The sequence below is a fragment of the Psychrobacter sp. LFX-11D genome (assembly GCF_904846475.1).
Lineage (GTDB): Bacteria > Pseudomonadota > Gammaproteobacteria > Pseudomonadales > Moraxellaceae > Psychrobacter > Psychrobacter cryohalolentis.
Genome location: NZ_CAJHAV010000002.1, coordinates 238,248 through 258,638, shown reverse-complemented (window position 1 = coordinate 258,638; position 20,391 = coordinate 238,248). Strand labels below are relative to the sequence as shown.

General features: G+C 42.5%; 17 protein-coding genes, 1 tRNA gene and 1 other RNA gene. 14 read left to right on the top strand and 5 right to left on the bottom strand.

Going from position 1 to position 20,391, the window contains the following annotated elements; translation table 11 throughout:
- Positions 1-31: 31 nt before the first annotated feature.
- The 3 genes from JMX75_RS02690 to JMX75_RS02680 all read left to right on the top strand — a co-directional run bounded on the left by JMX75_RS02690 (position 32) and on the right by JMX75_RS02680 (position 5,249).
- Positions 32-1,054: a cell division protein ZipA C-terminal FtsZ-binding domain-containing protein gene (locus tag JMX75_RS02690; RefSeq protein ID WP_149408849.1), complete on the top strand. Its 1,023-nt coding sequence runs from the start codon at positions 32-34 to the stop codon at positions 1,052-1,054.
- A 179-nt stretch (positions 1,055-1,233) separates the two neighbouring features.
- Positions 1,234-3,309 (top strand): NAD-dependent DNA ligase LigA, encoded by a 2,076-nt coding sequence (gene ligA / locus JMX75_RS02685; RefSeq protein ID WP_201530829.1) that lies wholly within the window; start codon positions 1,234-1,236, stop codon positions 3,307-3,309.
- Between the two features lie 5 nt (positions 3,310-3,314).
- Complete coding sequence (locus JMX75_RS02680; protein ID WP_201530828.1) at positions 3,315-5,249, top strand: tetratricopeptide repeat protein; 1,935 nt, start codon at positions 3,315-3,317, stop codon at positions 5,247-5,249.
- Positions 5,250-5,299: 50 nt separating this feature from the next.
- Here the strand turns inward: JMX75_RS02680 and JMX75_RS02675 are convergent, their stop codons facing one another.
- The 4 genes from JMX75_RS02675 to JMX75_RS02660 all read right to left on the bottom strand — a co-directional run bounded on the left by JMX75_RS02675 (position 5,300) and on the right by JMX75_RS02660 (position 9,955).
- On the bottom strand, positions 5,300-5,830 hold the full coding sequence (locus JMX75_RS02675; protein ID WP_133103772.1) for a hypothetical protein: 531 nt from the start codon (positions 5,828-5,830) through the stop codon (positions 5,300-5,302).
- 273 nt (positions 5,831-6,103) lie between these two features.
- A complete protein-coding gene (locus JMX75_RS02670) occupies positions 6,104-6,514 on the bottom strand; it encodes a hypothetical protein (protein WP_133103771.1) in 411 nt (136 codons plus the stop codon).
- Between the two features lie 334 nt (positions 6,515-6,848).
- Entirely contained in the window at positions 6,849-9,296 is a 2,448-nt protein-coding gene (locus JMX75_RS02665) for a YgiQ family radical SAM protein (protein WP_201530826.1), read from the bottom strand.
- 191 nt (positions 9,297-9,487) lie between these two features.
- Positions 9,488-9,955, bottom strand: a complete 468-nt coding sequence (locus tag JMX75_RS02660; protein WP_201530824.1) for an Lrp/AsnC family transcriptional regulator — start codon at positions 9,953-9,955, stop codon at positions 9,488-9,490.
- Positions 9,956-10,209: 254 nt separating this feature from the next.
- Here JMX75_RS02660 and rarD point away from each other — a divergent pair, with 254 nt between their 5' ends.
- Positions 10,210-11,220 carry an EamA family transporter RarD gene (gene rarD / locus JMX75_RS02655; RefSeq protein ID WP_201530821.1) on the top strand — a complete coding sequence of 337 codons (1,011 nt, stop codon included), beginning with the start codon at positions 10,210-10,212 and terminating at the stop codon, positions 11,218-11,220.
- Between the two features lie 104 nt (positions 11,221-11,324).
- Here rarD and smpB read toward each other — a convergent pair whose 3' ends face one another.
- The gene (gene smpB, locus JMX75_RS02650; RefSeq protein ID WP_011512728.1) at positions 11,325-11,801 is read right to left on the bottom strand and encodes an SsrA-binding protein SmpB; all 477 of its coding nucleotides are present in this window, start codon (positions 11,799-11,801) and stop codon (positions 11,325-11,327) included.
- A gap of 254 nt (positions 11,802-12,055) precedes the next feature.
- Between smpB and coaD the strand changes: the two genes are divergently transcribed.
- The 10 genes from coaD (at position 12,056) to rnc (ending at position 20,283) form a co-directional block, all read left to right on the top strand.
- Positions 12,056-12,568, top strand: coding sequence for a pantetheine-phosphate adenylyltransferase (gene coaD, locus JMX75_RS02645; RefSeq protein WP_011512729.1), 513 nt, complete (start codon positions 12,056-12,058; stop codon positions 12,566-12,568).
- A 70-nt stretch (positions 12,569-12,638) separates the two neighbouring features.
- Positions 12,639-12,887 (top strand): YfhL family 4Fe-4S dicluster ferredoxin, encoded by a 249-nt coding sequence (locus JMX75_RS02640; RefSeq protein ID WP_011512730.1) that lies wholly within the window; start codon positions 12,639-12,641, stop codon positions 12,885-12,887.
- A 3-nt stretch (positions 12,888-12,890) separates the two neighbouring features.
- Complete coding sequence (bioA, locus tag JMX75_RS02635; protein WP_201530819.1) at positions 12,891-14,186, top strand: adenosylmethionine--8-amino-7-oxononanoate transaminase; 1,296 nt, start codon at positions 12,891-12,893, stop codon at positions 14,184-14,186.
- A gap of 2 nt (positions 14,187-14,188) precedes the next feature.
- The gene (gene bioD, locus JMX75_RS02630) at positions 14,189-14,908 is read left to right on the top strand and encodes a dethiobiotin synthase (protein WP_201530817.1); all 720 of its coding nucleotides are present in this window, start codon (positions 14,189-14,191) and stop codon (positions 14,906-14,908) included.
- 66 nt (positions 14,909-14,974) lie between these two features.
- Positions 14,975-15,338, top strand: an RNA gene (gene rnpB / locus JMX75_RS02625) — RNase P RNA component class A.
- A gap of 175 nt (positions 15,339-15,513) precedes the next feature.
- A tRNA-Met gene (locus JMX75_RS02620) sits at positions 15,514-15,590 on the top strand.
- Positions 15,591-15,998: 408 nt separating this feature from the next.
- Entirely contained in the window at positions 15,999-17,795 is a 1,797-nt protein-coding gene (gene lepA / locus JMX75_RS02615; protein ID WP_011512733.1) for a translation elongation factor 4, read from the top strand.
- 79 nt (positions 17,796-17,874) lie between these two features.
- Positions 17,875-18,777, top strand: coding sequence for a signal peptidase I (gene lepB, locus JMX75_RS02610; RefSeq protein WP_201530815.1), 903 nt, complete (start codon positions 17,875-17,877; stop codon positions 18,775-18,777).
- A 159-nt stretch (positions 18,778-18,936) separates the two neighbouring features.
- Positions 18,937-19,332 (top strand): DUF4845 domain-containing protein, encoded by a 396-nt coding sequence (locus JMX75_RS02605; RefSeq protein WP_011512735.1) that lies wholly within the window; start codon positions 18,937-18,939, stop codon positions 19,330-19,332.
- Positions 19,333-19,485: 153 nt separating this feature from the next.
- A complete protein-coding gene (rnc, locus tag JMX75_RS02600) occupies positions 19,486-20,283 on the top strand; it encodes a ribonuclease III (RefSeq protein ID WP_020442714.1) in 798 nt (265 codons plus the stop codon).
- Positions 20,284-20,391 lie beyond the last annotated feature (108 nt).

Below are 20,391 nucleotides of genomic sequence, written 5' to 3'. Positions count from 1 at the left end.
TCTCTTTTGTCGTAGATTAGGATTATTTCTCATGACCGCTATTCAGTTTATATTGATCGCCATTGCTGCATTGATTGTGCTTGCTGGGCTAATTATGGTCATGCGTAGCTTTAAGCGTCGCAAAAATGCAGAAGCTGCCGCGGTCAATTATGATAAAAACGGTATTCCTATCATACCGCGTCATGAGCGCAATATCGTCGACCAGCCAGATTTAGACGACACGATCGCTGGCGAAACCAGTATCACGCCTGACCGCAGTTATCTGAATGCAGTCGTTGAAGATGCACCTTTGAGTCAAGCGCGTCAGCAAGACGATGTACAGTTGATGTCTGGATACGATAATGTCAGTAGCGATGTAAACGATAGCTATAGCCAAGTAAATGATGAAGATTATGCGCGCTGGCAGGCGGAGCAGCATAACGATAATAGCGAATTTACCTCTGCTGCTGAGCAAATGAATATCGAACAAGAGCCTGATGCGTTTTCAAGCTTGGTATCGGCAACTGACAGCCTGATGCCATCTATTGATACGGCAGAAGAGCCAAGTTTCAATGATAATAGCCCGATACTTGATCAGCATTTATCAGAGCCGGTCGATGATACGCAAAATGCACCACTTATCAATGCCAAAGACAATATCAATATCACCATCTTGCCGCACCAATATCGTGACCGTCCAGCAGCGTTGATTCGCGGTCGTGATTTATTGGCATTGATCGATAAATATGGTCTGCGTTATGGCGCGATGAATATGTTCCATCGCTATGAGCAAAAAGACGGCACCGGTATGCTCTGGTTTAGCATGATGGGCATCACCGATAGTGGTATCGCGCCTTTTGATCCGCATAGCGTGGCGACCAATAACTATAACGGTGTGGTAGTTTTCTTATCGTTGCCGCATCCGCAAGCGCTGCGCAGTTTCGATAGTATGATGAGTATTGCTTATATGATGGCAAGCGATTTGGACGCTGTGATGCTAGATGAAGAGAACGACCCAATCACGCCTGAATACAAGCAACAGCTACGCAACCAAGTCCGCGATTATGAAGGTTGATCGCTACCAAAGTTGATTAAAATCGATAAATAGTATCAGTACTAAAAAAGGCAAATAGCGATAACGTTGTTTGCCTTTTTACTTTTCCTAGCCATTCATTTTCATTAAAAGTTTATCCGAGTATCTTGCAAACTTGTTATCATATCGACATCTTGAATTGCAAAAAAAAGACGCCGACTATGACTGACCCTATCGCACCGCTTACCTCTAAAGACATCAATACTGCAAAATCTGCAGCAAACGAAGATGCTATCGTGGCTCAAATGCGCACGTTTATTGATGCCCTCAAGCAGCACAATTATGCCTATTATGTGCTCGACAATCCCATCTTAGAAGACAGCGAATACGATCAGTTGCGTCGCTCTTTATTGGAGCTTGAAGAACAATATCCCGATTTGGTACAGCCAGACAGCCCAATCAATCAAGTCGGCGATATGCCGCTATCGGCATTTACGCAAGTGACCCACGATATCCCTATGCTATCGCTTGGTAACGTTTTTGAATATGATGATTTGCGTGATTTTATGCGCCGCGTTAATGACCGCTTAAGCGTCGCTCAGCAAAGCCCAGAGTATGAGATGGAGCTAAAGCTGGATGGTTTGGCGGTATCGCTCAAATATGCTTATGGTAAGTTTGTCCAAGCGGTGACACGCGGTGATGGACAAACGGGCGAGGATATTACCCAAAACGCCAAAACTATCCGTAACTTGCCGCTTTGGCTTGCTGATGCCATTGATATTCCGCTGTTAGAAGTGCGCGGTGAAGTGCTCATGCCCAAGGCGGGATTTGAGCGCCTCAATCGCTTAGCAGCCGAAAAAGAAGAAAAGACTTTTGCCAATCCACGCAATGCTGCTGCTGGGAGTTTACGTCAGCTTGACCCAAGTATAGCCGCCAGCCGTCCGCTCGCATTTTACTGTTATTCAGTCAATCAAGGGTTACCTGAGCATATCAAAACCCAATCAGCAGCGCTTGCTTGGCTAAAAACCATTGGCTTTACCGTCAGTGCAGTTGAGGTGGCACAAAATCCACGCGAGGCTCAAGTTTATTATGAATCGGTAAAGGAGACACGTGGCGAGCTGCCGTTTGAGATTGATGGCATGGTCATCAAGGTCAATAGCTTGGCGTTGCAGCAGCAGCTTGGCTTTCTATCGCGTGAGCCGCGCTGGGCAACTGCTTATAAATTTCCTGCCGAAACTGTCATGACACGCTTGCATGCTATCGAGTGGCAAGTCGGACGCACTGGCGCGATTACACCCGTCGGTAAGCTCGAACCTGTTAAAGTCGGCGGCGTCACGGTCAGCAATGTCACGCTGCATAACTTTGGTGAGATTCAGCGCTTAGATGTGCGTGCAGGCGATATGGTGAGCGTCCACCGTGCAGGGGATGTGATACCTAAAGTGACCCGTGTTTGGACAGATCAACGTCCAGAAAACTCTGAACCGGTACAGCTACCGTCGACCTGCCCAGTATGCGACTCGCCTGTGGTGCTGCCCAAAGATGAAGCGTTGGCGCGTTGCACTGGTGGGCTATATTGTCCCGCGCAGCAGGTCGAGGCGCTCATTCACTTTGTCTCGCGTCGGGCGATGGATATCGATGGCTTAGGCGCAAGTTGGCTGATTAGCTTTTTTGAGCACGGCTTGGTGAAGACCGTTGCCGATATCTATCAGTTGCACAATCATCAAGAGGAGCTGATTACGCTTGAGAAACTGGGCAAAAAATCTGTTCAAAATATCCTCAGCGCTATCGAAGCCAGTAAGCAGACGACATTGGCGCGCTTTATCTATGCGCTGGGTATTCGCGGTGTCGGTGAGACGACAGCACAGAATTTGGCGCAGCAATTTGGCGACTTAGATAGCCTAATGGCTGCTGATATCGAAAAGCTACTGCAAACGCCTGACGTCGGTGCGATCACCGCTGAACTTGCTTATAAATTCTTCCGCGCACCACATAATATCGAAGTCATCACGGCATTGCGAGAAGCTGGCGTGCATTGGGATAAGGTCGAGCAGGTAGCGTCAGAAGGATTGCCGCTCGATGGTCAAACATGGGTGATTACTGGCGCGCTCGATAGCATGGCTCGCGATGAAGCCAAAGCCAAGCTACAAGCGCTCGGTGCCAAAGTATCAGGTAGCATCTCGGCAAAAACGACTGCACTGCTGGCAGGTGATAAAGCTGGATCGAAGATGGCGAAAGCTGAAAAACTGGGCGTTAAAGTAGTGGGTGAGGAAGAGTTTTTGTCGTTGGTTGGGGAGTGAAAAAAATGAGCATGGATAGCTACGAAAATTTAGATGAAGTGACTCGGAAGCAGATTGAGGAGTTGCAAAAGGTTACACGTAAAAGTGATAGTGACGAGCAATTTTCACTTGCTCAGAGAAAGCTGGCTGAAATATTCTATAAGCATGGATTGCTTGATGAAGCTGTTAGAGTCAGTAAATTAATTAAGCCTCAGGACAATAGAGAACATTATAAAAAAGCACAATATAATATTGCTGCTGTTTATGAAGAACAAGACAAAACTGAAGAAGCTCTAAAGATATGGTCGGAAATAGAAGCAGACTCTTCAGAGATATATTCTAGAGCACAATATAATATTGGTGCTATAAAAAGTGATTTATATGAATTTGGGGAAGCAAAAAAAGCTTGGAATAAGGTAAAGAGGAATGGTAGCCCAGAAGCATATGCTAAAGCACAATCCAATTTAGCTTCTCAACTCTTTAAAGAGGGTAACGAGGACGATGCTATTCGAGCATGGAGTAATGTAGAAAAAGATGATTACCCTGAGGCATACACATTTGCACAGTATAATATTGGCGTTGGTCTAAATCGTAAAGGGCATACTAAAGATGCTTTAGATATATGGGGGAAGATAGAAGCTGAACAATCCTTAGACGCATTCAATAGTGCTCAATACAATATTTGCACAGTATCGTTGGAAAATACGCAGTATCAAGATATTAATAGAGCTGAGAATGCACTTAAAAAAATCGTAAACGGATATCAATATGAAAAGCGATGTCTAGAAAAAATCTGTAGATTGCTTAAGACTTCCTCTACTGATATTGGAAAATATTTATTACTACTATTCACTCATACTACTGAGATTATTGAAATACTCAAAGTGGATTTTAGCCATAGAGTAACTGACAATAAGCCTGTAGAACGTAAACTAGCTCACTATACTGGTACAGATACAACAAATAAATTACTAGATATAGAAAAAGGAAAAGAACAACCAAGCTCATTCCGTCTTAACACTATAAATAACGTAAATGATCCTAGTGAAGGCAAACTGCTTTTGAATTATCTAAAAGGGATCAAAGAGGGATTATCATATAATTCTCAATTTGATGAAGATTTACATGCTTTTATTAGTTGTTTTACCTTTAATCACGATAGTCTTAACCAGTTCAGGCTATACGGTAAACAAGATAATAAGGAAGCCTCCGGAATTAGCTTGGTGTTTAATAAAGGCTTTTTTCAAAAACATAATTCTACTGTAGGATTGTCTTACGTAGCATTTGAAGACAATACAAAGGAAATCAGTACAACTTCTGTTCAAAAGAATGTTGATGATGAATCTGGTGAAAATAATATACAAGCTATAAGCAAAATAAAAAAGCAGCCAGTAGTGAGATGTGTTTATCTTGATCCTACTTCTGATTACATTCATTTAGCTCAGCGCAATCGACTAACGTTTTTTCGAGAATTTAATGATGAAATTGTGCAATTAGGAAGTGAACAGATAAGTAAAGCTAAACACGAGTGGAAGGAATATCAGAGCTTTATTGATAAAAAGACGGAAGATTTCAGAAGGGCTTTTATAGACCTTAAAAGTGCTTATAAAGCTATTGCAGAAGAATTAACTAAGATTGAGGAAAAAAATCCAAGTTTATCAGGCAAAATAAAAATTTTATTAAATGAAATTCTTTTACCTCTAAAATATCTTATCAAACATTCAGCATTTCAAGAAGAACAAGAGTGTCGTATGGTTTATATGACTTCACTTGATGATAAAAAAGTAAAGATGGAGTTTGGTAGGTTTCTATACGTTGAATATGAATCAGAAGTAAAGTCACATCTTGATAAAATCTATATTGCCCCAGCAGCTACTCAATATCAGCCTTATCTAGCTAAGCTACTTTGCGATACAAATGTAAAGATTGAACTTTCCAACAATCCATATCGTCAGACTTAATATTTTTGAGTAGCGTGTGTCATATGAACTAAAACACACGCTATTAACTTCTACTCCGCCACCTCTCCATGCCCTTTTACATCACCTTCTTTACCATCTGGCTGTATCACGATAGGCAATACCAACCCTTTTGCAAATTCCCCAGCCAACACATAATCATAGCTGCTGGCAGCGACATCGGGCGTAGTATGAATAATTAGCTTCATGTCTTTATTATCAGTCAGCTCATGTGAGACATAGCTTTCACTGAGCTGATCCAAGGCTTTTGATAGCGCTTCGTTACTTGCCATGCTTATCGTCAGATTATGCTGAGCCGTAGCGTTATCGACTTTGAAATACTCTGCATAATCGCGGACATTTTGGCTATCAAGCGCAAACGGATATTGATAGTTAGCAAGATCGGCTGGCTTTTCGCCGCTATTCATGACTGACCAATCTATCGTATTTGCTACCGCTGAATCCGTCGTCGATACCGATGTATCCGTTTTTTTAGCCATAGTATCCGCATTATTATCGCAGCCTGAAAGCGCCCACATACTGGCAGTCGTAATGATGAGCATAGTTATAAGACGCTTTGGCATCGAGGTATCCTCTTTATGATAAGTCATGAGATGTTTTGATAGAGGCGCTATTTTGACAGCTTTCTATGCGCTTCTCTAGCGAAATGCAAAAAAGGATTCTTTTCACTCTAGCGATTTCTTATTCTAGCAAGTCAGATAAGAAGACGAGTTTTCTATAAACCGTTTAACAGAGGAGGCACAAAAAAACAGCCATCTTTCGATGACTGTTTATAGTAATGCTCAGTCTAATAATTATACATTTATCATTATAAATGAATGATTAAACCGAAATAACTATCTACCTACTTGGCAGTTTACTTGGTATTCTTTACCATTTGCCCATTTCATAGCGAAGATACCTTTGTCGCCTTTCATATGCCATGCATAGGTGGCTTCTGGGTTTGAGTCGTTGACATAGCTTGCGACATCACCTTGTACAATACTGTTTAAGATAAGCGGTTGCTCTGCCCATTTCACTTTAGGCAAGGTGGCGTTTAGCATGGTTTGTTTTTTATTGATAGACTGTTTCGCCATGATAGTACTATTATCAGTGCAAGTATAAGGGGCTGGTGCCATACGATCATAAGCGACATCGGTCACGCTTTCTGAAGCAGGGGTATTTGCTGTCGTAGGAGCGGTAGTGGCACAAGCGCTTAGTAAGGCAAGCGCAGGTAGAGCGGTTGCCAGTTTGGTTAGGGTATTCATAGTCTTCTCCAAAAGTATAAAAGTCATCGTGTATTTGTTATTAACTATGCGTTAAGCATATGTCGCATATAGTAACGAAAACGCTTCTTAAAAAATGTTAGAAATTGTTTTTTACGTGTTCACTTGGTTACTTAAACACTGTTTACTGTAACGATTGATTTAAGGGTGCTTAATGAATTTCTGATTTGCTTATTTTCAGCAAGCAGCATAATCAACTTCAAGATCAAATAAAAAAGCGCCTATCAACGTGTGGCTGATAGGCGCTTATCTAATTAGGTATTAGCCAATAGATATTATTGATCCACTGTATGACAGCAGATTAATAATGATTTGATTACTTGGTTTTACGCGGTGGTAGACCCGTATGCTGAGTTTGGAAGTTGCCTTTACTCACATTCTTTTTGCCGCCAGTGTTTTTGCCCGCAGTACCTTTATTTGACCAGCTGTCAGCTGATTTATTACTACGTTTCACCGAGTCATTACCCAGACGGCTGTTTTTCTTACGCGCTGATTGATAGCTGTCTTGCACCGCATCACGACCTTCTAAGCTTGCATTAAATGGCGGGATTAAGCAGCCGCGATTTTTACCAATCAAATCACCGCGCCCCATATCTTGCAGGGCTTTACGCAGCATTACCCAGTTTTTTGGATCATGATAGCGTAAGAAAGCTTTGTGCAATTTGCGCTGCTTACCTGATTTGACGATATCCATATCACCTTCGTCACGGCTGATTTTATGCAGTGGGTCTTTATGGGTATGATACATGGTGGTCGCAGTCGCCATTGGGCTTGGGTAAAACGCTTGTACTTGGTCAGCGCGGTAGCCATTGCCTTTTAACCATAGCGCAAGATTCATCATATCTTCATCTTTGGTACCCGGATGGGCGGCGATAAAGTAAGGAATCAAATACTGCTCTTTGCCCGCTTCTTGGCTGTATTGCTCAAACATGGCTTTAAATTTGTCATAATTACCCATACCCGGTTTCATCATTTTTGATAAAACGTTTTCTTCTGAATGCTCAGGGGCAATTTTGAGATAACCACCGACATGATGGCTGACCAATTCTTTGACATATTCAGGATCTTTAATCGCCAAATCATAACGTAGACCAGAGGCAATAAGGATTTTCTTTACGCCTTTGATATCGCGCGCTTTACGATACAACTGTGTCAAATTACTGTGATCGGTAATCAGATTTTCACAAATATCAGGATAAACGCAAGACGGTTTACGGCAATTTTTCTCAATAGTTTCGTCTTTACAGTTTAGACGATACATATTGGCAGTTGGACCACCAAGATCAGAGATAACGCCCGTAAAGTTCGGCGCAGTATCACGAATCGCTTCGACTTCACGTAGGATAGATTCTTCTGAGCGATTTTGGATAATGCGTCCTTCGTGCTCGGTGATAGAGCAAAAAGTACAACCGCCAAAACACCCACGCATAATGTTGACCGAAAACTTAATCATGTCATAAGCAGGGATACGCGCATCGCCATAACTTGGATGCGGCAGGCGAGCGTATGGCAAGTCAAACACGTAATCCATCTCTTCCGTCGATAAAGGAATCGGTGGCGGATTGAGCCACACATCGATAGAGGTATGTGAGTTACCGGCGCCACTGCTATGACGCTGTACCAATGCGCGTGCATTACCCGGATTGGTCTCAAGATGCAAGATACGGCTAGCATGAGCATAAAGCACAGGGTCAGATTTGACATGCTCATAATCAGGCAGACGAATGACGGTTTTCTCACGCGGTGGCATTTTAATTTTATGCTTACGTGCTGTCATCGGTTTAGTAAAGCCACGCATTTGTACGACTTGCGTCTCTTCATCGACTTGGTCAGTATTCAAGATTTTATTGGTCACTGGCTCAGATACAAATCCTGGATATTGCCCTGACATTCCTGACATTGATTGTCCAACAGGAGAGGCGCTAGGCTTATCTTGTTCGATTGAGCATTGGTCAAGATCTTCGGTCATCACATAAGGGTTGATGATCGGATCAACACGACCAACGGTATCGACATCATTACTGGCAACTTCGGTCATGCCTGCTTGCCAATGACGGCGCGTCGGCGTGAGCAAGTAAGCTGTACCGCGCAAATTGCTCATTTGCTCAAAGCTATAGCCTTTTGATAGACCATGTACCACATCGACGATGGCACGCTCAGCATTACCATACAATAAAACATCAGCACGGGCATCAAGCAAAATACTACGGCGTACTTTATCTGACCAATAATCATAATGCGCGATACGGCGTAGGCTGCCTTCGATGCCGCCTAAGATAATTGGCACATCAGGATAGGCTTCACGGCAGCGCTGACTATAGACGATAGCCGCGCGGTCAGGACGTTTGTCCGCGACGTTACCCGGCGAATAAGCGTCATCACTACGGATCTTACGATCAGCCGTATAACGGTTAATCATGCTGTCCATGTTGCCCGCCGTCACGCCATAAGCGTAGACAGGTTTGCCAAGTTCCATAAAGGCATCTTTACTTTTCCAATCTGGCTGAGCAATGATACCGACGCGGAAACCTTGTGATTCTAGTAAGCGCCCGATAATCGCCATACCAAAGCTTGGATGATCGACATAAGCATCGCCCGAGATAATGATGACGTCACAGGCATCCCAGCCAAGCTCATCCATCTCTTTGCGGCTCATCGGCAAATAAGGCGCAGGCTCGTAGCAGCTTGCCCAATGTTTGTCGTAGTCGTAAAGGGGTTTGGTGCCTTGTTTAAAGGCGGTGCGGGCGATGGTATCGGCAGACATGGGATAACCTTAATCAGAAAATCAGAAAAAATGCATATATATAATAGCCATTATAGATAACGGTAGTTGATGGCTAATTTAAAGGCGCTCATTTTAACATGAATAACGTTCATGATGTAATAAACGTATTAGCGATAAGTTATTGATAGCGCAGAATAATCTATGGATAGCAATTAGGCAAAAAGCAGATATCAATCTAAATAAATCTTCGTACCACTCTTAGTAAAGTTCATCACAAACTGACTCTTAAAATTACGTACATTATTTTCGTAAGTGAGCAAATTGCGAGTGAACTGATGATAATCCTTCATATTTTTAGCACTCACCATAAGCATAAAGTCAGCATCGCCAGATACTTCATAGCAGCTCATCACTTGCGACTGGGCATTCATCAAACGCTCAAATCGATGCTGCATAGAGTTATTGGAGCGCTCCATCTCTACCATCACCACCGCCGTCAAGCTATAACCAACCTTATGAGGGTCTACTATAGCCACTTGCTTAGTAATCACCCCATTGTCTATCAGCGCTTGCACACGCCGTTGAGCCGTAGCGATAGACACATTGACGTGTTCTGCAAGGGTTTTTAAGGGCAATGTCGCATCATCTTGCATCAAATTCAAAATGGACTTGTCGGTATTGTCTATTGACTGATTCATAGGGTTTCGCTTTAAGGTAGAGACATTAACAGAGGATGATTACAATTCGCTTACTATAGAAGTATTATCACTATAAATCATAAAGTAATAAATTATTAGTAATATAGGTGACTATAAGATAAATATATTCATATTAAGATAAATATAGAGATTTTTTCACAATCACTAGCTATAAACTAAGCTTTATATATTAGAAAACGATAATAATCTCTATCAAATAGTGTTCTCACTGCTCATGCAAATAAAGGTGCTTTATGTCTACTTCAACCCCAACCAATACTGTAGCGTCGACTTTGTCACGTTTCCCGATGCCAGCAATGTGGACCAAAGGCAGCGTACAGCAGCGTACTTTAATGATGGGTGTAGCACTAGCAGTCTTATCCAACGTATTATTTGGCGTACTGTATGCTTATAGCAGTTTTTTAGCACCGTTATCAGGGACACAAGTTTTTATCTGGCGGATGCTAGCGATGTGGGCCGCACTGATAGGATATTTGCTTATTAGCGGGCGCTTAGGTTTGCATATGGATAAACTAAAAGCATTATGCTCTGTGAAACAATGGGCGTGGTTGCTATTGCCTACACCGATATTCTTAAGTCAGTTTTGGCTATTTATGTGGGCACCCGTCAATGGGCAGGGCGTACAAACCGCGATGGGATATTTCCTATTTCCATTGATGATGGTGGTATTTGGATGTGTATTTTTCGGTGAAAAACTAAGTCGCTTACAATGGTTGGCGGTTGCTTTTGCCGCAGTTGGAGTCGGCAGTGAGATTGTACGTACGCAAAGCGTCTCTTGGGCAACGCTATGGGTATGTGGTACTTATCCTGTTTATTATATTTTGCGCCGTTTGCAAGGTATTGGTGCGGTGACTGGGTTGTTGGTTGATTTAACGATATTCGCACCATTTGCTTTGGCGTACTTATTTTTTATTGCCCCAAGTAGTTTAAGCTTAGTCAGCGGCTCTGGGTTCTTTATTGCGATGCTGGTAGGACTCGGCGTTATGAGCGTGCTGGCCATGAAAACCAACGTCGATGCCAGTCAAATGCTACCAATGAACGTTTATGGCATGATGAGTTATTTGGAGCCCGCATTACTATTTATCTTAGCAATAACCGTTTTGGGCAATCCTTTTGAATCGGCGATGATTTATAGTTATGGTCTTATTTGGGTCGGGATAGCTTGTCTGATTGCCCATGGTGTACGTCAATTACGTCGCGCCCATCAACAATCACAAACGACAGAAATTGCACCAGTTATTTGAAAATTAATAAATAAGAGTAATCGAATAAATAAAAATGGACGATTCAACATTATGCTGAATCGTCCGTTTTTTTAAGATTAACACCAATCTTTTGAAAGAGGGCTTTAATCTAAATCCTTCTTAAAACCACGCTGCTTATCACGTTCCCAATCACGGTCTTTAAGCGTTTTACGTTTGTCATGCTGTTTTTTACCCAGTGCCAAGCCAATTTGACATTTTACCAGCGAGTTTTTCCAATAGCAGGATAATGGTACGCAGGCATAGCCTTTTTGGTTGACTGCACCCATTAGCTTTTCGATTTCGCGGCGATTAAGCAGCAGCTTACGGGTACGGATACTATCAGGGCTGACATGCGTCGAGCTGGATAGTAGCGGCTGAATATGCGCGCCAAATAGGAATGCCTCATTATTACGAAAAATAATATAAGCTTCCGTAATGGTCATTTTGCCTGCGCGAATGGCTTTAACTTCCCAACCTTGTAACGACAGACCTGCCTCAAATGTCTCTTCAATAAAGTACTCATGACGAGCCTTTTTATTGGCACAAATTTGATTTTCCGGTTTTTTTGATTTTTTTGACATAATGTCTCCATAAGGACTGCTTAAATATATCTTGTCCCTATATTTCTAGTCTTACTAATTCCTCATCCTAACCCTTAAATGCGGGTTATTTTTTATAAATGCTAAACAGATGAGTCGAACTGGCTATTGTAACAAAGCTTCTGCTGCAAATGTAGCCGCGCTGTTAGGACAAATGTAGCAGATAAGTATTAAGTTTGGATAAAATTTGCTAGCATATAGCTTATTATTTTATCACCAACCACATTGGTCCTGCTATGAGCTCTTCTGCTACTTCTTCAAAATTGCATACCAAGATTCTATACCCTGGCACCTTTGATCCCATTACCAATGGTCATGTGGACTTAGTGACGCGCGCGACCAAATTATTTGACGAGGTGGTGATTGCCGTGGCATCTGGTCACCATAAAAAGCCGTTATTTAACTTTGAAGAGCGTGTGGCTTTGGTCGAGACCGTATTTGTTGATTTGCCGCAGGTATCCGTTATAGGCTTTGAGGGCTTGCTAGTCGATTTTATGCGCGAAAAGAATGCCACTGCTGTCTTGCGTGGTTTGCGTGCGATGTCAGATTTTGAATATGAGTTTCAACTCGCCAATATGAACCGCGAGCTTGATGAAAATTTTGAAGCCGTATTTTTGACGCCTTCACAGAATTACTCATTCATCTCGTCGACCATGATTCGCGAAATTGCTAAGCTCGGCGGTGACGTGACAAAATTTGTACCGCCTTGTGTCTCTGCAGCTTTTATTCAAAAGCTCGGTAATAAATAGGTCGCGTATCTGTGTTAGATTGCGTATTTCTTAATAAATAGAAATGCCTGATAAAAAAAAGGAGCAGTCTATGGCGTTGTTAATTACAGATGAATGCATCAATTGTGATGTGTGTGAGCCTGCCTGCCCAAACGAAGCCATCTCAGAGGGCGATGATATCTATGTGATTGACCCTGACTTATGTACCGAATGCGTCGGTCATTTCGATGAGCCGCAATGCGTGGTTATTTGCCCTGTCGATTGTATTCCTCATGATCCCAATCATATCGAAACCGAAAGTGATTTGATGTCTAAATACAAACGCATTACTGGTCAATAAAATATGACAACTGTATCAACCAACGATTTTGATCAGCAACATCTCTGGCATCCGTATGCCAGCCTACCACCGACTTATCCCAATATCGTGATTGACCGTGCCGAAGGTATTTATATCGTTACTGAAGATGGTACGCGCCTGATTGATGGTATGTCGTCATGGTGGGCAAGCGTGCACGGCTATAATCATCCCAAATTGAATGCGGCGATGATTGAACAATTGGGTAAAATGGCGCACGTCATGTTTGGTGGTTTAACCCATCAGCCAGCGATAGACTTGGGCAAAAAACTGCTGTCAATTGTGCCTGCCGGACTGGATGCGATATTTTATGCCGATAGTGGCAGTATCGCGGTAGAAGTTGCGCTTAAGATGGCATTGCAATATCAAATTGCTGCCAAAAGTCCGCAAAAATGCCAATTTGCCTCGACCCATTCAGGTTATTACGGCGATACATGGCATGCGATGAGTGTCTGCGACCCTATTAATGGTATGCATAGCCTATATGGTAATCAGTTGCCGATGCAGCATTTTGTCGCAGCGCCACCAATGGGATTTAAGCGTGATTTAACCCAAAGTGAGCATGAGGCGTTAACGGAGTTTTTTGTTAACAATAGCGATAAGCTGGCAGGATTTATTATCGAGCCTATTATTCAAGGCGCAGGCGGCATGCGCTTCTATAGTACTCAGTATTTGCAGCTCTTACGCCAATTGTGTGATGAGCATGAGGTACTGCTGATTGCTGATGAAATTGCCACCGGTTTCGGACGTAGTGGCAAGTTATTTGCGTGTGAGCATGCTGCTATTAGCCCTGATATTATGACGATTGGTAAGGCACTGACCGGCGGTTATATGACTTTTGCCGCGACCTTATGCACGCGCACTATTGCCGATAAGATTAGTCAAAGTGATTACCCGTCACTGATGCATGGTCCGACCTTTATGGGTAACCCGCTGGCATGTGCCGTTGCTTGTGCCTCAATTGATTTAATAGTGTCGTATGATATTGAAGCGCGTACAGCAAATATCCAAACAATAATGGAGCAACAACTTGCACCAGCTGCGAGTTTAGAGGGTATTAATGAAGTGCGTTGCTTAGGTGCTGTAGCAGTAATCGAACTACACGACGCCGTTAATATGCCAGTCTTTCAATCCTTACTGATTGAAAACGGCATCTGGGTCAGACCATTTGGGAAATTGGTTTATATTATGCCGCCCTATGTGATTACCGATGATGAACTCACCACTCTTTGCCAAGCGTTATTAAAAGTGGTCAGTAGTTATTTAACGCGAAAGGATTAATGATGAGCGTGCTCTTTATATCTGGTATCGATACCGACATCGGCAAAACTTATGCAACCGGTATGATTGCCAAAGCGCTGATGCAGCACGGCGTTAATGTCATTACCCAAAAGCTGGTGCAAACGGGCGTCGCAAGAGATTTAATTAGCGGAAAAATGGGAATTGCCGATGATATTATTACCCATCGTCAGCTGATGGGGATTCCGCTACAGCCGTGTGATATTGATAGTACCACTTGCCCGTATCGTTATGAGAAACCTGCGTCACCGCATTTATCTGCAAGACTTGCCAATGAAGTATTAAGTCCTGATGTGATTACAAGCGCTACAAAAATTTTGCAAGCGGATTATGAGGTAGTGCTTTTAGAAGGGGCAGGGGGCTTATTAGTGCCAATCACTGAGCAATTATTAACCTTAGATTATATTGCTAAACAAGGCTATCCGGTTATTTTAGTCACTTCCGGACGCTTGGGCAGCATCAACCATACTTTGCTTAGCTTAGAGGCGATAAAATCGCGTGGTCTAGACGTTCATAGTGTCATTTATAATCATATTCACGACAATGCTGCTCAGACAGATAAACAGATAGCAGCTAGTACAATTGATTTTCTGCAAAACTATTTAGCTGAGCATCATCCAATGGCGCATTGGTTAGCCTTACCTGTACAAAAGGATAATGGGTTTAGTCATACAGACTTTATAGTCCCTCAAAACTTTGTATAAATCACCGCTAAAAATAAGTCAAAATTTGCTGCCCTAAATCGTCACAAGTTTGCTATACTAGCGCGCTTGGTAGACTAGGCAATCGCCGCTGCACACTGGTAACAGACATGCAGGGGAGGAAAGTCCGGGCTACATAGGGCAGCGTGCCAGCTAACGGCTGGGCAGGGTAACTTGACGACCAGTGCAGCAGAGAGTAGACCGCCTTTAGTGTCTGACACTATCGGTAAGGGTGAAAGGGTGCGGTAAGAGCGCACCGCGTGGCTGGCAACAGTTCACGGCATGGTAAACTCCACGCGTAGCAAGACCAAATAGGCATCGGCATGGCGCGGCCCGCGTTCGATGCGGGTAGGTTGCTTGAGCGTATTAGCGATGATACGCCTAGAGGAATGATTGTCCACGACAGAACCCGGCTTATCGGTTTACCAACCTTTTTAGCAATGTTTTAAACATGTTTCTTTATTAGCTAATTTTTAAAGAAGCATAGCAGTACCGGTTTGGTGTTTTAAAATTGCGCTTATTTTGAATTTAATTCAATTTTTTTGCAAAAAATGCCTTTTAAGGGTTGACGTAAGTCACTCATATCGGCATAATACCGAGCCTAAAATGGCGATGTAGCTCAGCTGGTTAGAGCGCATGACTCATAATCGTGAGGTCAAGAGTTCAAGTCTCTTCATCGCCACCATTTTTAGCAAGACCTGTAACATTAAAAATGCCAATCATTATTTGATTGGTTTTTTTTTGCCTATTTTATGGCTAAAAATAAATATTTACTCATAGAATCTATATCAGATCTAACGAAGTAAATATTCTTGATTTAAAGCTTGCTTGTCTACCTTCATTTATAAAACCAAGGCTTGCTGACAAAATCCACTTACTTTATAGTGGAAAACTGCTAGAATACCCTCACGTGCCTGCGCGTAGTTATAACTAATAATCAGCGCTGTAGGCACTTCACTTGCTACAATACGGTTTGCTTAATGTAGTGATATTGGTGTATTGACCGATATTAACTATGAGTAAGTATTCTATTGTTGCCATCTGACAGCATTTATATTCGTTATTCAATCCTCCATTATTTAGTAGGCGCTTTGTGACTGCATTAGCCAATATTCGTAACTTTTCTATTATTGCCCACATTGATCATGGTAAGTCGACCCTTGCCGATCGTTTTATTCAAATGTGTGGCGCGCTGCAAGATCGCGAGATGCAGGCGCAAGTCCTCGATTCGATGGATATTGAGCGTGAGCGTGGTATCACGATCAAAGCGCAGTCGGTGACGCTGTATTATGACCATCCAAATGGTGAGCGCTATCAGCTCAACTTTATTGATACGCCTGGTCACGTGGATTTCTCTTATGAAGTTTCACGTTCCTTAGCGGCTTGTGAAGGCGCGCTATTGGTTGTTGATGCGGCGCAAGGTGTTGAAGCGCAGTCGGTTGCTAACTGCTATACCGCGGTCGATCAAGGTCTTGAGGTCATGGCAGTTTTAAATAAAATTGACTTGCCACAAGTTGAGCCTGAGCGTGTGATTCAAGAGATTGAAGACATTATTGGTATTGATGCCGTTGATGCGCCGCGCGTGTCGGCAAAATCTGGTCTTGGCGTTGATAAACTGCTTGAGGCGTTAGTTGAATTTATTCCTGCACCAACAGGTGATCGTGACGCACCGCTGCAAGCGTTGATTATTGACTCATGGTTTGATAATTATTTAGGCGTGGTTTCATTAGTACGTGTCCGCCAAGGTACGATAAAAAAAGGTGATAAACTTTATATTAAATCGACCAAAGATGCGCATTTAGTCGGATCAATTGGTGTCTTTACCCCGAAGCCGTTAGATACGGGTATCTTAGAAGCGGGTGAAGTGGGCTTTATTATTGCGGGTATTAAAGACATTGCAGGCGCGCCAGTTGGTGATACGATTACTCATGCCAGTACGCCTGACGTCGATCGTATTCCTGGATTTAAACAGATTACGCCGCAAGTGTATGCTGGTATGTTTCCTGTAGAATCTACCGACTTCGAAAAATTCCGTGAAGCACTGCAAAAACTGCAAATTAACGATGCGTCATTGTTCTTTGAGCCGGATACCTCAGACGCGCTAGGCTTTGGTTTCCGTTGTGGCTTCCTCGGTATGCTGCATATGGAAATTATCCAAGAGCGCCTAGAGCGTGAGTATGACTTGGATCTGATTACTACTGCGCCTTCAGTTATCTACGAGATTGTAAAAAAAGATGGCAGCATTATCTATGTTGATAACCCATCAAGACTGCCTGAACCGAATAATATCGAAGAATTCCGTGAGCCGATTGCTCGTTGTCAGATTTTAGTACCGCAGGATTATCTCGGTAACGTGATGACGCTTTGTATTGAGCGCCGAGGTGTGCAAGTCGATATGCGCTTTATGGGTCGTCAAGTACAGCTGATCTTTGATATTCCGATGGGCGAAGTGGTCATGGACTTCTTTGACCGTCTAAAATCAGTGTCACGTGGTTTTGCGTCACTTGATTATAATTTTGAGCGTTATCAAGTCGATAAATTGGTTAAAGTTGATGTGCTGATTAACGGTGACAAAGTTGATGCGCTTGCTATGATTGTCCATGAAACTCAGTCGCGCTACCGTGGTAACGCACTGGTGACCAAAATGAAAGAGCTGATTCCGCGTCAAATGTTTGATGTCGCTATTCAAGCGGCAATTGGCAGCCAAATTATCGGGCGTAGTACTGTGAAAGCCATGCGTAAAGATGTCTTGGCTAAGTGTTATGGTGGTGACGTCTCGCGTAAGAAAAAGCTACTGTCTAAGCAAAAGGCCGGTAAAAAACGCATGAAGCAAGTGGGTAACGTCGAGATTCCACAAGAAGCCTTCTTAGCCGTATTGCAGGTAGATTAGATTATTAATAAATGAATCATCATTGCTGTTTTTACGGATGTCATCATTGGATAAGTAGCTCGCTAATAGGCAATTAAGTATGGATTTTGATTTCAATTTGATTTTAGTGCCATTAACCATAGGTTTGGGTATTATTTGGCTATTAGATAAGCTGACACTGAAACAGCGTAAAACACGGGGTCGCGGTAAAGAGAGCTTGCTGGTACGCTGGGCATATGATTTTTTCCCCGTGCTGGCGGTAGTATTAATTGTGCGCTCGTTTTTAATTGAGCCGTTTAATATTCCGTCGTCCTCGATGGTGCCAACGCTATATACGGGTGACTTCATTGCCGTCAATAAGTATGCTTATGGTGTTCGTTTGCCACTGACTTATAATAAAGTAATCGATACTGGCACGCCTGAACATGGCGATGTTGCCGTTTTTCGTTATCCAGAGAACCCAAGTATTTATTATATTAAGCGCGTCATTGGTCTGCCGGGTGATACGGTTAGTTATAATCAAGGCACAATTGCGATTAATGACGTGCCTGTTGCTACTCAAGCCATTGATTTTGATGCCAATGCAGAGCTGACGTCACAGTTATATTCTTCAGGGGAAGTTGCTCCGGGTCAAATGCTGACGGAGGAGAATGCTGCTGTAATGGGTCAGCAAGAAGAAAGCGACGCAAAATATTTTAAAGAAAATCAAGGTAAGCATGAGTATGTTGTTCGTTATTTGAAGGGTATGAACAGCTCACAATATGCGCCATTTTTACAGCAACAGTCGCCAGAAGTGGTGAGCTCAGAAGGCAATGAATGGCGTATTAACGTGCCTGAAGGTCAGTATTTTGTCATGGGCGATAATCGTGATCGCAGTGCAGATGGACGCTTTTGGGGCTTTGTTCCTGATGATAATTTAGCAGGAAAAGCAGTATATATTTGGATGCATAAGCCGCCAGGTCTACAGCTACCTACTTTTAAACGTAATGGTTCTATCGATTAATGACATCAATATTCTATAGATATATTTAGCGACAAACGTTTTGTGCTAATATTATGGCCATTCAATGCAATGATATTTAGCTTATAAACATCCACTAAGAAATAGTGTTTTCTAAGCTAGATACATTACAAATATAGCTATTTTTCGTTGAGAGGTATTATGGTGCAACAGTTATCTGGCTTATCTACACAGCGCGGTGCTAGTGTCACGAGTATCGTTTTTATTATCATCGCCTTGGGTGTTGCTGTTAAATTGATTGTTGCCATTGTGCCAGCACAAATTGGCGATTATCAACTGACTAAAACCTTGAGTGCGCAGCTTCAAGAGTCTAATAATAAGAAAGAGACTGCCAAGCAATTCGTCGAGCGTGTTGATAAGCAGTTGTCTATCAATGCTGATTACGATACCAAAGCAGAGGATGTATTTACCTTTAAAGATAAAAAAACAGGTCAGTTGGCTATCTATAAAAAATATGAAAAAACCAATACGCTCTTTGGAAATATTGATATTGTGAATCGCTTTGAAGGCGATATCGATCCTACAATAGCAGAGTAATTCGATTTTCTAAAATACGAGCAGCAACGATCTAACAAGCCAGTACTCTAGAAAACAGCTCTTTATGAGCTGGTTTTTTGTATTTAATATTTTTAAACGTTACTACTTAATGACCTTAAATAGTACAACAAAAGGGATAATCATAAGCCACGCATGAAACCAACTTCGCAGTATCCTCAGGCGGTTCCTAATCCACCAAAAAATAGCCTGTCTGATGACACGCTTGTTATTAGCTCAGAATTTATTCAACGCTTAGCAGTATTAACGCGCAAGTTGGGTTATGTGTTTAATGATTTAAGTCTACCTAAGCTGGCACTCACGCATCGCTCGTTTGATAGTAAAAAGAACTATGAACGCTTAGAGTTTTTGGGTGATGCATTGCTAGGTATGATAGTCGGTGAGGCGTTATATCATCGTTATCCAACCCAAAACGAAGGTCGTCTGACCCGTATGCGAGCGACGCTCGTGAGGCAAGAATCCTTGGTCATTATCGCTCAAAATCTAGAGCTGTCTAATCAGCTAATATTGGGTGTGGGTGAGCGTAAAGGTGGCGGACGCAATCGTGCTTCTATATTGGCGGACGCCGTCGAATCCTTGATTGGTGCTATTTATCTAGACAGTCAAGATATGAATATCACGCGAGAATGTGTATTGTCTTGGTACGGTGATTTGATTGATAATGTCAATGATCAAAAAGCCCTAAAAGATGCCAAGAGCCGTCTACAAGAATGGTTGCAGTCGAAGCAATTTGACTTACCACACTATGAGTTGATGGAAACACGTGGTAATGCCCCGCATCAAATATTTGTGGTACGCTGTCAGGTAAACATTCTTAACTGTCCTGATATTACCGAATCTGGTGAAAGCCGCCGTATTGCTGAGCAAAAAGCGGCTGAATTGATGATTAACCAACTTCATAAGCTGCCTAGTGTGCCCAAAAAACGCAGCTAATGGCTTTTGTAATATTACCCTGATTTTATATTGATGACTTGATAGTAATGCCTTCAACACTATCATTTCTATATTTCAAAAATACTCATTCTTTAACGAATTAGTATT

Coding starts and splice junctions, on each gene's coding strand:
- JMX75_RS02690 (WP_149408849.1), top strand. CDS start 32: ATGACCGCTATTCAGTTTATATTGATCGCCATTGCTGCATTGATTGTG.
- smpB (WP_011512728.1), bottom strand. CDS start 11,801: ATGTCAAAAAAATCAAAAAAACCGGAAAATCAAATTTGTGCCAATAAA.
- rarD (WP_201530821.1), top strand. CDS start 10,210: ATGTCTACTTCAACCCCAACCAATACTGTAGCGTCGACTTTGTCACGT.
- JMX75_RS02640 (WP_011512730.1), top strand. CDS start 12,639: ATGGCGTTGTTAATTACAGATGAATGCATCAATTGTGATGTGTGTGAG.
- coaD (WP_011512729.1), top strand. CDS start 12,056: ATGAGCTCTTCTGCTACTTCTTCAAAATTGCATACCAAGATTCTATAC.
- JMX75_RS02605 (WP_011512735.1), top strand. CDS start 18,937: ATGGTGCAACAGTTATCTGGCTTATCTACACAGCGCGGTGCTAGTGTC.
- JMX75_RS02660 (WP_201530824.1), bottom strand. CDS start 9,955: ATGAATCAGTCAATAGACAATACCGACAAGTCCATTTTGAATTTGATG.
- JMX75_RS02680 (WP_201530828.1), top strand. CDS start 3,315: ATGAGCATGGATAGCTACGAAAATTTAGATGAAGTGACTCGGAAGCAG.
- JMX75_RS02675 (WP_133103772.1), bottom strand. CDS start 5,830: ATGCCAAAGCGTCTTATAACTATGCTCATCATTACGACTGCCAGTATG.
- bioA (WP_201530819.1), top strand. CDS start 12,891: ATGACAACTGTATCAACCAACGATTTTGATCAGCAACATCTCTGGCAT.
- JMX75_RS02665 (WP_201530826.1), bottom strand. CDS start 9,296: ATGTCTGCCGATACCATCGCCCGCACCGCCTTTAAACAAGGCACCAAA.
- ligA (WP_201530829.1), top strand. CDS start 1,234: ATGACTGACCCTATCGCACCGCTTACCTCTAAAGACATCAATACTGCA.
- bioD (WP_201530817.1), top strand. CDS start 14,189: ATGAGCGTGCTCTTTATATCTGGTATCGATACCGACATCGGCAAAACT.
- JMX75_RS02670 (WP_133103771.1), bottom strand. CDS start 6,514: ATGAATACCCTAACCAAACTGGCAACCGCTCTACCTGCGCTTGCCTTA.
- rnc (WP_020442714.1), top strand. CDS start 19,486: ATGAAACCAACTTCGCAGTATCCTCAGGCGGTTCCTAATCCACCAAAA.
- lepB (WP_201530815.1), top strand. CDS start 17,875: ATGGATTTTGATTTCAATTTGATTTTAGTGCCATTAACCATAGGTTTG.